Source organism: Actinacidiphila acidipaludis, assembly GCF_019890725.1.
Classification (GTDB): Bacteria; Actinomycetota; Actinomycetes; order Streptomycetales; family Streptomycetaceae; genus Actinacidiphila; species Actinacidiphila acidipaludis.
Window position 1 is genome coordinate 180018 of sequence record NZ_JAINZZ010000009.1, and the last position, 12195, is coordinate 192212.

Here is a 12195-nt window from a genome sequence, read left to right on the forward strand (position 1 = left end):
TCACGCGCCCCCATGGCGGACATTCGGCACCGATCGCAGCGCCGGTTCGTTACCGCGGCCCATCCACAGGGCGTCGGCCGCCGCCAGGAGCCCGGAAGCCTCCGGCCAGCCGACGGCCGCGGCCCTGGCCAGGTGGTCGGCCAGGCCCGGAACGCCGGGCGCGTAGTGGGTGAAGAGCGCGGCGGTGGTGCGGGCGTCACCGAGCGCGGTGTGGGGGTTCCAGTCCGTGATGCCGACGGACGCCGCGCAGGCGATGAGACTCAGCCCGTACGGGCGCGGGGCGTCGCCGCCGCGGTCCGCGGCCATCCGCATCGTGCACAGCTCGGGGACGACCGGCAGCCGCAGCCCGATCCGCGCGTACTCGGCCGCCAGGAACGCCCGGTCGCAGCCGACGTTGTGCCCGACCAGCACCCGCCCGCGCAGCAGGTTCAGCAGCCGGCCGGCGACACCGGCGAACTGCGGCGCGCCGCCCAGATGCCCGGCCTCGATGCCGTGGATGTGGGTGGGGCCGACCGGGCCCTGCGGATCGACGAGGGTGCTGAACTCACCCTGCGGCTCCAGGTTCCGGTCCAGCAGGACCACCGCGAGCTCCAGCACGCGGTGCCGGCGCGACGAGGAACCGGTCGCCTCCAGGTCCACCACGGCGTATCCGGACGGACCCTGGGGATGGCCGAAGGGACCCGAGAGCACGCGGCACACTCCTCACACAATCACCCCCGGGCGTACAAAACGCCCTCGATGGTAATCGAATGTGTGTGAGTGCAGGTAACTCCGGTAAAACGGTCACCGTGTTACGCGACGGAGCGTCACGCCGTGAGCGCCCGGCGCAGCCGCTGCTCGTCGACCCGCCAGAACGTGTGCTGTTCGCCGTCGACCAGCACCACCGGGATCTGCTCCCAGTAGCGGTCGTACAACTCGGCGTCCTGGGTGATGTCCTGCTCGGCGACCGCGGCGCCGGTCTCGGCGGCGACCTTCTCGACCACGGCGCGCGCGTCGTCGCACAGATGGCAGCCGGGCTTGGCGATGAGCGTCACAGTCCTCATACGGTCAAGGTAAGGGAAACGTGTCGCATGGAGTTCACACCCCCGCTTCGCGGGCGCATCAGCGTTGCCCCTCAACGTGGTTATGCTCGCGACATGGCGCCTATCAAATGGCTCACCCCGCGCAGGCAGTCCGCCACCGAACGGAGTGTGGTGGCGGGCGCGGCCGCGGCCGCCGCCGCGGAGGCCGCCCTGGCCACCGCGACGCGCCCGGGGCCGGAGACCGCGCCGGAGAGCGCGGAGATCGGTCCGCAGACCGCGCCGCAGACCGCGCCGGCCGGGGAGGCGCCCGCCGAGGAGGAACCGCAGTTCCCGGTGGCCGGGGACCCGCGCGCCGCGGCCTTCTTCGACCTCGACAACACCGTCATGCAGGGCGCCGCGATCTTCCACTTCGGCCGCGGCCTGTACAAGCGGAAGTTCTTCGACAAGCGCGACCTGATCCGTTTCGCGTGGCAGCAGGCGTACTTCAGGCTGGCCGGCCACGAGGACCCCGAGCACATGCAGGACGCCCGCGACAGCGCGCTGTCCATCGTCAAGGGCCACCGCGTCGAGGAACTGATGTCCATCGGCGAGGAGATCTACGACGAGTACATGGCCGGGAAGATCTGGCCGGGCACCCGCGCGCTGGCGCAGGCCCACCTCGACGCCGGCCAGCGCGTGTGGCTGGTGACCGCCGCACCCGTGGAGACGGCCACCATCATCGCCCGCAGGCTGGGCCTGACCGGGGCGCTGGGCACCGTCGCGGAGTCCGACGAGGGCGTCTACACCGGCCGCCTGGTAGGCGAACCGCTGCACGGCCCGGCCAAGGCCGAGGCGGTACGGGCGCTGGCCACCGCCGAGGACCTGGACCTGTCGCGCTGCGCGGCCTACAGCGACTCGCACAACGACATCCCGATGCTGTCGCTGGTCGGCCACCCCTACGCGATCAATCCCGACAGCGGGCTGCGTAAACACGCCCGCAAACAGGGCTGGCGGCTGCGCGACTACCGGACCGGGCGCAAAGCGGCCAGGATCGGGATTCCGGCGGCGGCCGGAATGGGCGCGCTCGCCGGCGGTGTGATCGCCGGTGTGGCCATCCATCGCAAGCGCTCCTGAACCCGGTCCGGACCGGCCCGAAACCAGCCCGGAACTAGCTCGGTACCCGCTCCGCCACCGGGGGACACGCCCCGTGTCCCCCTCACGCCACACGCGCACAACACGCTCTCTTCGCGAGCACTTCACGACCGGAAGTGGTCAACTTCCGTCACCGGTTCGATAATTGAGCGCACCTGATTCCGTACAGGAAGTGGCGGAAACGGCGAATTCAGCAACTCGGTGTAGCGTCGTCTGTACGAAGCGTTATTCTCCTCAGACGCATTCCGGTACCAACTCGTCGCCACGACGAGTGAACGGTTCCGTACTGCACGTGATGGAAGTTCTGCCTCTGGGAGTCCCGTGTACCCACACGACGGGGTTGACACCTCCGGCCTGGCTGCGTTGCGCGCACTGGTGCTTGACCGCCTGTTGCGCACGGTCCCCGCGTACGCCGTGCCCGCCCTCGCCACGCCCGGTCCCACCGTCCCAGGCCCGGCGTACGCGCTGGCCGAAACCAGTACCGCCGCAGGCAGACGCACCCGCACCGGCACCGGCACCGCGCGCGGCGGACGCCACGCCGGCGCCGCGGCGCACGCCCGAGGCGCCGCCACCACCGACCGCGTGACCGCCGACCGCGGCACCACGGCCCGCAGGCCCGCCTCGGACACCGACAGCGGCCGCATGATGGACCTGGTCGAACGGGCCCAGGACGGCGAGACCGAGGCGTTCGGCCGGCTCTACGACCACTACAGCGACACGGTCTACCGGTACATCTACTACCGGGTCGGTTCCAAGGCCACCGCCGAGGACCTGACCAGCGAGACCTTCCTGCGCGCGCTGCGCCGCATCGGCACCTTCACCTGGCAGGGCCGTGACTTCGGCGCCTGGCTGGTCACCATCGCGCGCAACCTGGTCGCCGACCACTTCAAGTCCAGCCGCTTCCGGCTGGAGGTCACCACCGGCGAGATGCTGGACGCCAACGAGGTCGAGCGCAGCCCCGAGGACTCGGTGCTGGAGTCGCTGTCCAACGAGGCGCTGCTGACCGCGGTGCGCAAACTCAACCCGCAGCAGCAGGAGTGCGTGACGCTGCGCTTCCTGCAGGGCTTGTCGGTCGCCGAGACCGCCCGGGTCATGGGGAAGAACGAGGGCGCCATCAAGACCCTCCAGTACCGCGCGGTGCGCACCCTGGCCCGGCTGCTGCCGGAAGACGCCCGGTGAGCCGCGGATGTCCCCGATACCAGAGCACGCGTCCCGGCGTGCCGGTTCGCCCAGATGGCCGCGGCACGATGATCAGACCTGCGTAACCCAACTGGACTGGCACTCGTTGCATCACGTGCAGACACTTCCGTGCCGTACGCCCCGTGCCGCTTTTCACTCGATCGGGTGGACAGCGCCGGGCCGTGCAACCATCCGGGTGGCACGGCGAGTCGAGTGTGTGGATGACGAGAGGAGGTGCCGCCCGTGATCGGACAGGCAACGGCACACCGCCGGGCGAACGCCTTCGCCCAGGCCCTCGAGGAACAGACCCTCGAGGACGCCCCGGGGGCCCCGAGCGGCCACGGTGGCGGCGGCGCCCGGGGCGACCACGGCGACACCCACGGCGGCCACGGCGCCCACGCGGCGGCCCGGCACGCCGACCCCGAGCAGGGAGCGCTGCTGGCCCTGGCCGGGGCGATCAGCTCCAGGCCGCGCCCGGTGATGGACGCCGAGAAGAAGACCGTGCAGCGCGCCCAGCTGATCGCCGCGATGGAGCAGGCCATCGCGGACGGCAGCTTCGCCGGCGGCCGGGTGCCCGAGCAGCGCGGCGACGGACACGGCGCCCACCGCGCCACCGGGCTGCGCAAGCTCACCCCGCGCTCCCGGCTGTCACGGCGGCTGGCCGTCGGCGGTCTGTCGGTCGGCGTCGCCGCCGGCGCGCTCGGCGGAGTGGCCGCGGCGAGCACCAACGCGCTGCCCGGCGACACGCTGTACGGCCTCAAGCGCAGCATGGAGGACCTCAAGCTGGACATGGCCAGCGGGGACGCCTCGCGCGGCCAGGTCTACCTCGACATGGCCGCCACCCGCATGCAGGAGGCCCGCCGGCTGATGGACCGCGGCCGTGGCGGGCAGCTCGACCCCGACTCGGTCGCCGAGGTCCGCAAGGCCCTGTCCGGCATGCACCAGGAGGCCGCGGAGGCCCACCGGCTGCTCACCCAGGCCTACCAGGACGACGGCTCCCTGCAGCCCATGGAGATGCTCAACAGCTTCGCGCAGAGTCACCGGCAGAGCTGGAGCGACCTGCGCGGCAAGCTGCCGACTCAGCTCACCGACGTCTCCGACCAGGTGTCGTCGGTCTTCGACGCCATAGACCACGACGTGGCGCCGCTGGAGCCGCTCATGCCCAAGGCGCACACGAACAGGCGCGCGTCGTCCCCGCCGGACGACGACCAGGGGACCGGCGGCAGCGGCGGCACCTCGGGCACGCCCACCGGCCCGTCCGCGTCGGCCTCGGCCGGCGACCAGACCGGCACCGGCACCCCGACGCCGTCGCCGTCGAACACCACGGCCAACGGTCTGATCGGCGGCAGCGACCTGCTGAACCCCAAGCCGACCACGACCTCGCCGACGGACACCCCGACCGGCACGCCCTCCGGCCAGAACCACTCCGTGGTCCTGCCGCCGCTGCTGCCCGGCCTGCTGCCCGGCCTCGGACTCACCTCCGACGAGGACAACTAGCCGGCGGAAGCCGCCCGCCGGTGCGGCGGCGGTCCGTTCCGAGAGCCCGGGGAGACCCCGGACGCCCTCAGAAGAACACGGACCGCCGCTGCACCAGCTGCTCGTACAGCGTGTGCTGGATCGTCTCGCGCACCTGGTCGGTCAGGTTGAACACCAGCATCGGGTCCTCCGCCGCCTCCGGCGGATACGTGTCGGTGGGGATGGGCGCGCCGAACTGGATCGTCCACTTGGTGGGAAGCGGGATCAGGCCCAGCGGGCCCAGCCACGGGAACGTGGGGGTCAGCGGGAAGTACGGGAAGCCGAGGATCCGCGCCAGCGTCCGCGAGTTCCCGATCATCGGATAGATCTCCTCGGCGCCCACCACCGAGCACGGGACGATCGGCACCCCGGTCTTCAGCGCGGTCGCCACGAACCCGCCCCGCCCGAACCGCTGCAGCTTGTACCGCTCGGAGAACGGCTTCCCCAGGCCCTTGAAGCCCTCCGGCATCACGCCGACGACCTCACCGCGCTCCAGCAGCGACTGGGCGTCCTCCGCGCACGCCAGGGTGTGCCCGGCCTTGCGGGCCAGCTCGTTGACCAGCGGCAGCATGAACACCAGGTCCGCGGCGAGCAGCCGCAGGTGACGCCCCGCGGGGTGGTGGTCGTGCACCGCGACCTGCGTCATCAGCGCGTCGATCGGCAACGTCCCGGAGTGGTTGGAGACCACGAGCGCACCGCCCTCGGCGGGGATGTTCTCGACGCCCTTCACCTCGACCCGGAAGTACCCGTCGAACAGCGGCCGCAGCAGCGACATCAGCACCTGGTCGGTCAGCTCGGCGTCGTACCCGAACTCGTCGACCTCGTAGTCCCCGGTCACCCGGCGCCGCAGGAACGACAGCCCCGAGGCGACCTTCCGCTCCCAGTCGCCGCCGAGCAGCAGGTCGGCCGCGCCGGCCAGCGCCGCCCCCAGCGAGGGCGCCGCGGGCTCCTCGGGGTCCGTTCCGGCGTCCCCGGCGTCCCGGGCGTCCGGTGCGCCGCCCTCCGCTCCCGCCGCGCCCTCAGGGCCCGTTGAGGCCCCGGCACGGGCCTGCCCGGCGCCGCCGCGGCCCGCCGCGGACTGAGCCGGAATGCCCGCGGACGCGTCCGCCTGCGGCCCCGCGGCGTCCTCGGCCGCGCGCCCGGCGGGCGCGGCGTCACCGACGCCCGCGGTACCGCCGTCCGGGACGGCCTCCGGCACCGGCGACAGCGGGCCGTGGTCCGCGGCCGGGCCGGCCGCGCCGCCACTCGTACCGGAGGACGCCTTCTTGGTCCGTCCCCGGGAGCGGCCGGCGCCCCTGCGGGCCCGCGAGTCCTCGTCGAACGGGATGACCTTCGCGTCGGTCATGGCTTCCGCTCCTTCCGCCGAAACCTGCTCCGGGCCCCTCACGGGCGTCCCGCCGCACCGCGCACCGCCGGCGGCAGGGCCGCCGCCATCCGGTCGACGGCCCCCGCCATCCGCTCCGGTGGGAGCAGCCCGGGGCCGTGGCTGCGGGCGAAGTCGCTGAAGGTCCCGGCCGTCGTGTAGGCCGGCTCGAATCCGAGCGTCTCACGCATCTGCCGGGTGTCCACCACCCTGCCGTGCGTGAGCAGCCTGATCTGTTCCCGGGAGAAGTCCGTGATCCCCGCCGTGCGCAGCATCTGGCCCAGCCAGGTGACGGCCGGCAGGAACACCGGCACGGTCGGCTTGCCCAGGCGCCGCGCGGTCTGCGACAGCAGCAGCACCCCGTCGCCGGCGATGTTGAACGTGCCGCTGTTCAGCGTCCCGCGCCGGGCCTCCAGCGTCGCCACCAGCAGCACGGCCTCGACGTCGTCCTCGTGCACGAACTGCAGCCGCGGGTCGTAGCCCAGCACCGTCGGCAGTATCGGCAGCTGGAAGTACTCCGCCAGCGGGGTGTCGGCGCGCGGGCCGAGGATGTTCGCGAACCGCATGACCGCGACGGCCACGTCCGGCCGCCGCCGCGCGAAGCCGCGCACATACCCCTCGACCTCGACCGCGTCCTTGGCGAACCCGCCGCTGGGCAGCGACTTGACCGGCGTCGTCTCGGTGAACACCGCCGCGTCGCGGGGCGCCGAGCCGTACACGCTCGTGGTGGACTTCACCACCAGCCGCCGCACGGTCGGCGCCTTCTGGCACGCGCCCAGCAGCTGCATGGTGCCGATGACGTTGGTCTCCTTGGCCTGGGTGCGGCCGCCGGCGCCCAGCGCCGTGCCACTGACGTCCAGGTGCACCACGGTGTCGACCGAGTGCTGCGCCAGGATCTTGCCGATCATCGGCTGCCTGATGTCGGCCCGGACGAACTCGGCGTCGCCCAGGTCGTGCTCGGGCGGCACCGCGTCGACCGCGATGACCCGGTCCACCTCGGGCTCGCGCTGCACACGCCGTACGAACCCGCCAGCGAGCTGCCGTGCGACTCCGGTGACGAGGACCACCTTGCCCACCATCAGCGCCTTCCCTGGGAGATGCAGCCACCGTACCGCCCGGGCGGTGTCACACGGTGAAGCCCCGCCCCACAAACGGGCGTCCCCCTGAAATGCCACTGCCCCCTTGCTCCACCCGGAGGTGGGGCAAGGGGGCAGGAAGAGCGGCGAAGTGCGCCTACTTCTTGTTGCGACGCTGAACACGCGTCCGCTTCAGAAGCTTGCGGTGCTTCTTCTTGGCCATACGCTTGCGCCGCTTCTTGATGACAGAGCCCACGACTACCCTCGCTTCGGTTTCACTCGGTGCGGGGCGTCCGAGCCCACACGACCTACGTCGGCCAAGCCTACCCGCCCGGAGCGGGCGAGCGTAACCGAGGCCCACGCGGCCGGTCACCAACCCGTTACCGGGCCTTCTCAGGCAGATTCCACCCCCACGTAGGATTCGCGGAGGTAGTCGTGGACGGCCTGCTCCGGAACCCGGAAGGACCGGCCCACGCGAATGGCCGGGAGATGACCGCTGTGCACCAGCCGGTACACGGTCATCTTGGACACCCGCATCACCGACGCGACTTCGGCGACGGTGAGGAATACGACCTCGTTGAGAGGCCGGCTTTCAGTTACAGCCATGACACACCTGAACCTTCCGCACATGACGCCACCGGCTTCCCCTCCGGCGACTCCAACAGGCATGTGCGCTCCCCCACAGATTAGGGGCGGATGATGCAAGTGGGGAAGAGGAGTTGCCAATGGTTGACTACTGTGCGAGCCAGGCCCTCGTGAGAACGTAACGGGTCAGTGGCCGATAGTCATCGGTGCGGACCGTGTCGTCCACCGGAACCGCCACCGCAACCTTGCCCTCGGCCTCCGCCACGAAAACCGCCGGGTCGTCGGTATCCCCCAATCCGATCGCCTCGAACCCCAACTGACCTGCGCCGCAGAGAAACCCGTGGTCGCCGACGACCAGCCCGGGCAGCGCGGACCCCTCCTCGACGGCCGCCCCGAGCAGCGCTCTGACCGGTAGCGGAGAGTGCGTGTGGGCCCCGGGACCCGGTTGCCCGCCCGCCTCCGCGGGACGTAGAACCGCAACACCGCCGGCGTACCGCAGCACGTGACGGCGTACGCCGAATGGTGTCGGCACCTCGACGCATCGGCCGTACCCCGGGGTGAGGACCCGGCAGCCGGCCGCCGAGAGCGCCGCCGCCAACGCGGCGTAGAAGTCCAGCAGGCGGTGCGGATGGCCGGTTCCCAGCAGCACCGGCGCCCGGTCCCGTGCGGCACGCGCCAGACGCTCGGCGAACGCGTCCAGCGCCGCGAGTGTGCAGTCCGGGTCGATCATGTCCTCCCCGGACGTGTGCCCGGGATCCGGCGAGACCCCGCACCGGTCGGCCATCAGCTCCAGGAGCGCCCCGACGTCCCACGCCCCCTCCGGGTCCAGCCCGAGGGTGTGCCGCGGGTCGCGGGCCGCGAACAGGGCATAGTTGCGCAGGCTCTTCTCGCGGGGCGTCGCCACCCGCCCCGCCAGCCTCGCCGCCACCAGATGCGCACGGAGTGCGCCAGCGCTCACCACCCCCCGATCGTCCCGCCGCGTCCGGCCCGGGCGGGCCGAACCCCGCAAACACACCCCGACCGGGTGAAGCCGGGCGCGTCCACCACCCGTACGCGGTACGGCCGGTGGACGCCCGTACGCCCGGCGGAGTGGTCCGCCCGGGTCACGACGGGCGGTCCTCCCGCTGCACAGCCCGCGCTACGGCAGCAGGCCGTGCAGCGGGAAGACCGCCCGCCGGGTGGCCAGCACCGCCTGGTCGAGACGGTTCGCGGGGTCGTAGCCGCCGTCCTCGAACGACGACCACCGCGGATCGCGGCCGTCGGTCATCCGCAGCGGCGCGGTGGCCCGGGTCCGCGCGTACACCTCCTGCCGCCACTCCTCCGGCAGCAGCGTCTGCGGCGCGATCGGCACACCAGCCGCGATCGCCACCAGATGCGTCCAGGTGCGCGGCACCACGTCCGTCACCGCGTACCCGCCGCCGCCCAGCGCGATCCAGCGTCCCTCCGCGTGCCGGTGGGCCAGGTCGTGGCACGCCTCCGCCACCAGCCGCTGCGCGTCCAGCGACACCGCCAGATGCGCCAGCGGGTCCTCGAAGTGCGTGTCAGCGCCGTGCTGCGAGACCACCACCTGCGGGCGGAACGCCGCCACCAGCTCCGGCACCACCGCGTGGAACGCCCGCAGCCAGCCGTCGTCCCCGGTGCCCGCGGGCAGCGCCAGATTGACCGCGCTGCCCTCCGCGTCAGCGCCGCCGGTCTCCTCCGGCCAGCCGGTCTGCGGGAACAGCGTCCGCGGGTGCTCGTGCAGCGAGATCGTCAGCACCCGCGGGTCGTCCCAGAACGCCGCCTGGACGCCGTCGCCGTGGTGCACGTCCACGTCCACGTACACCACGCGCTCGGCGCCCAGTTCCAGCAGCCGTGCCACGGCCAGCGCAGCGTCGTTGTACACGCAGAATCCGGACGCCGACGCCGGCATCGCGTGGTGCAGGCCGCCGGCGAAGTTCACCGCGTGCGCGACCTCACCGCGCCACACCGCCTCCGCGGCGCCCACCGACTGACCGGCGATCAGCGCGGACGCGTCGTGCATCCCCGGGAACGCCGGGTTGTCCTCGGAGCCGATCCCGAACCGCGACTCGGCGGCGCCGCGCGGATCCGCCGACGCCCGCCGCACCGCGGCCACGTACTCCGCCCGGTGCACCAGCGCCAGCGTCGAATCGCCGGCGGCCGGCGCCGCCACCACCGGCAGCGCGCCGTCCAGCCCGAACGCCCGGACCAGGCTGCGGGTGAGACCTAGCCGCACCGGGTCCATCGGATGCCCGGGCCCGAAGTCGTACTGCGTTACCTGCTCATCCCACATCAACTGTGCGCGGCCGCTCATGGCCGACACCGTACCCGGCGGGCCCCGGAGCGAAAGACCGCGCGTACAGCAGCGTCGCCCCGACCAGCGCCATCGGCACGAGCATCGCCCCGCGGTACGACCAGGCGTCGCCCAGCGCCCCCACCAGCGGCGAGCCGACGAGGAAGCCCACGTAGTTGAAGATGTTCAGCCGCGCGATCGCCGAGTCCGACGCCCCCGGGAACAACCGACCGGCCGCCGCGAAGGTCTGCGGCACGATCACGCACAACCCGAGCCCGAGCAGCGTGAACCCGAGCATCCCCACCCAGGCGCCCGGCGCCACCGCCACCACCGCGAAGCCCGCCATGGCCACGACCGTGCCGAGCCGCACCACCGGCACGGCCCCGAACCGCCGCACGCCGAAGTCGCCCACCGAGCGCCCGATCAGCGTCGTCACCATGTACACCGCGTACGGCACCGTCGAGAGCTGGTCGGAACTGTGCAGGGTGTCCTGGAGGTACTTCGCGCTCCAGTTGGAGACCGTCGAGTCGCCGATGTAGGCGAAGGCCATCACCAGACAGAGCGGGAGCAGCAGCCGCATGACGACCTGCTGCGTCTCGCCGCCCCGCGGACCGCTCGGCGTCGCGCCCAGGGCCGCGCCGTCCACCGCCGCCAGGGCCTCGGCGCCCTCCGGCCGCGCGTCCCGGTACCAGCGGGACGCGGTGAGCGTCAGCGGGATGAGGACGAGCACCGACGGCCCGTACAGCGTCAGCAGCGCCATGTGCCAGTGCGCCCCGGCCCACGCCAGCGACGCCCCGATGATGCCTCCCAGGCTGTACGACGCGTGGAAGCCGAGCATGATGCTCTGCCCGTACTCCCGCTGCAGGCTCACCCCGAGCATGTTCATCGACGCGTCCAGCCCGCCGACGCACACCCCGAAGAGCGCCAGTGTCACCGCCGCCGTCCACATCCGGTCGCCGGCGCCCAGCCCCGCCAGGACGAGCGCGACCACCGGCTGCACCCAGCGCAGCACCGCACTCGGCCGGACCCGCTTCACCAGCTGCTCGGTGGCCACGCTGCCGACGCCGGCGAGGATCGGCACGGCCGCGAGGAAGACCGGCAGCAGGCCGTCACTGATCCCGTACCGGTCCTGGATCGCCGGGATGCGGGTCACCAGCATCGCGAACAGGGCGCCCTGCGCGAAGAAGCTCACCGCGAGGGCGGCACGACCGTGCCGCAGGGCCGGTGGCCGGGTCACCGGCGGGGCGTCGTCCATAAGGGAGGAGAGTAGGGGCGAAAGCTACGGATGAGTAGATCTCGCGACCCACTCGACGGTCAGCGGAACAGGAGGTCCGGGAGCTCCGTCATGCTGCCGAAGAGGGCGCTCGCGCCGGTCAGCCGCTCGGCCGGTGTCATGGCCGTGAACCCCAGGACGTCCATCCCGGCCGCACGGGCCGCCTGGACGCCCAGCGGACTGTCCTCGACCACCACGCAGCGCTCCGGGGCCACCCCCAGCGTCGCCGCGGCGTGCAGGAACAGATCCGGAGCGGGCTTGCCACGGCCCACGTCCTGCGAGGAGAAGATCCTGCCCTCCCCGAACCGTGCGAAGAGGCCGGTGGTCCGCAGCGCGACCCGGATCCGCTCGTGGGTCCCGGACGACGCCAGGCAGTACGGCACACCGTCCGCGGCCAGCTTCTCCAGGACGACGCCGATGCCTTCGACCGGCCGCAACTCCCGCTCGAACGCCGCGAAGACGCGGGCCTGGTAGGTCGCGTCGAAATCCGCCGGCAGCGCCTGGCCGGTCCGCTCGCGCACCACGTCGTGCACCCGGTGAAGAGCGGCGCCCATGTAGTCGCGCAGGGAGTCCTCGTAGCTCGTCGGGTGCCCCAGCTCGCTGAGGTAGCCGGCGAGGATAGTGTTGGAGAGCGGCTCGCTGTCCACGAGGACGCCGTCGTTGTCGAAGATCACCAGGTCGTACCGCACGGACACACGGTACCCGGGTCCAGAACGCAGAAAAGCGTCAGCCCCCGTGCTGGGCACGGGGGCTGACGC

General features: G+C 72.4%; 13 protein-coding genes. 3 read left to right on the forward strand and 10 right to left on the reverse strand.

The window, feature by feature from the left end; genetic code table 11:
* Together K7862_RS11275 and K7862_RS11280 are read right to left on the reverse strand one after the other, a co-directional pair.
* Window positions 1-690, reverse strand: a complete 690-nt coding sequence (locus K7862_RS11275; RefSeq protein WP_308011934.1) for a 3'-5' exonuclease — start codon at window positions 688-690, stop codon at window positions 1-3.
* 116 nt (window positions 691-806) lie between these two features.
* Window positions 807-1043, reverse strand: a complete 237-nt coding sequence (locus K7862_RS11280) for a glutaredoxin family protein (protein ID WP_222962342.1) — start codon at window positions 1041-1043, stop codon at window positions 807-809.
* 93 nt (window positions 1044-1136) lie between these two features.
* On the opposite strand from K7862_RS11280, the gene K7862_RS11285 reads away from it, so the two are divergent.
* The 3 genes from K7862_RS11285 (at window position 1137) to K7862_RS11295 (ending at window position 4829) form a co-directional block, all read left to right on the forward strand.
* Complete coding sequence (locus K7862_RS11285) at window positions 1137-2135, forward strand: HAD family hydrolase (RefSeq protein ID WP_222962343.1); 999 nt, start codon at window positions 1137-1139, stop codon at window positions 2133-2135.
* 339 nt (window positions 2136-2474) lie between these two features.
* Window positions 2475-3332: an ECF subfamily RNA polymerase sigma factor, BldN family gene (locus K7862_RS11290; protein WP_222962344.1), complete on the forward strand. Its 858-nt coding sequence runs from the start codon at window positions 2475-2477 to the stop codon at window positions 3330-3332.
* A 243-nt stretch (window positions 3333-3575) separates the two neighbouring features.
* Window positions 3576-4829: a DUF5667 domain-containing protein gene (locus tag K7862_RS11295; protein ID WP_222962345.1), complete on the forward strand. Its 1254-nt coding sequence runs from the start codon at window positions 3576-3578 to the stop codon at window positions 4827-4829.
* A 67-nt stretch (window positions 4830-4896) separates the two neighbouring features.
* On the opposite strand, the gene K7862_RS11300 is transcribed toward K7862_RS11295, so the two are convergent.
* From K7862_RS11300 to K7862_RS11335, 8 genes are all read right to left on the reverse strand, one after another.
* Window positions 4897-6192, reverse strand: coding sequence for a lysophospholipid acyltransferase family protein (locus K7862_RS11300; RefSeq protein ID WP_222962346.1), 1296 nt, complete (start codon window positions 6190-6192; stop codon window positions 4897-4899).
* Between the two features lie 38 nt (window positions 6193-6230).
* Window positions 6231-7286 (reverse strand): NAD-dependent epimerase/dehydratase family protein, encoded by a 1056-nt coding sequence (locus tag K7862_RS11305; protein ID WP_222962367.1) that lies wholly within the window; start codon window positions 7284-7286, stop codon window positions 6231-6233.
* A gap of 157 nt (window positions 7287-7443) precedes the next feature.
* Window positions 7444-7659, reverse strand: a complete 216-nt coding sequence (locus K7862_RS38585) for a 30S ribosomal protein bS22 (RefSeq protein WP_443611929.1) — start codon at window positions 7657-7659, stop codon at window positions 7444-7446.
* 20 nt (window positions 7660-7679) lie between these two features.
* Window positions 7680-7892: a helix-turn-helix domain-containing protein gene (locus K7862_RS11315; protein WP_176930343.1), complete on the reverse strand. Its 213-nt coding sequence runs from the start codon at window positions 7890-7892 to the stop codon at window positions 7680-7682.
* A gap of 127 nt (window positions 7893-8019) precedes the next feature.
* Window positions 8020-8832, reverse strand: a complete 813-nt coding sequence (locus K7862_RS11320; protein WP_222962347.1) for a phosphatase — start codon at window positions 8830-8832, stop codon at window positions 8020-8022.
* Between the two features lie 177 nt (window positions 8833-9009).
* Window positions 9010-10185, reverse strand: a complete 1176-nt coding sequence (locus K7862_RS11325) for an acetoin utilization protein AcuC (RefSeq protein WP_222962348.1) — start codon at window positions 10183-10185, stop codon at window positions 9010-9012.
* Window positions 10154-11419, reverse strand: a complete 1266-nt coding sequence (locus K7862_RS11330) for an MFS transporter (RefSeq protein WP_222962349.1) — start codon at window positions 11417-11419, stop codon at window positions 10154-10156. The genes K7862_RS11325 and K7862_RS11330 overlap by 32 nt, the downstream gene beginning before the upstream one ends.
* A 59-nt stretch (window positions 11420-11478) precedes the next feature.
* On the reverse strand, window positions 11479-12126 hold the full coding sequence (locus K7862_RS11335; protein ID WP_222962351.1) for an HAD family hydrolase: 648 nt from the start codon (window positions 12124-12126) through the stop codon (window positions 11479-11481).
* Window positions 12127-12195 lie beyond the last annotated feature (69 nt).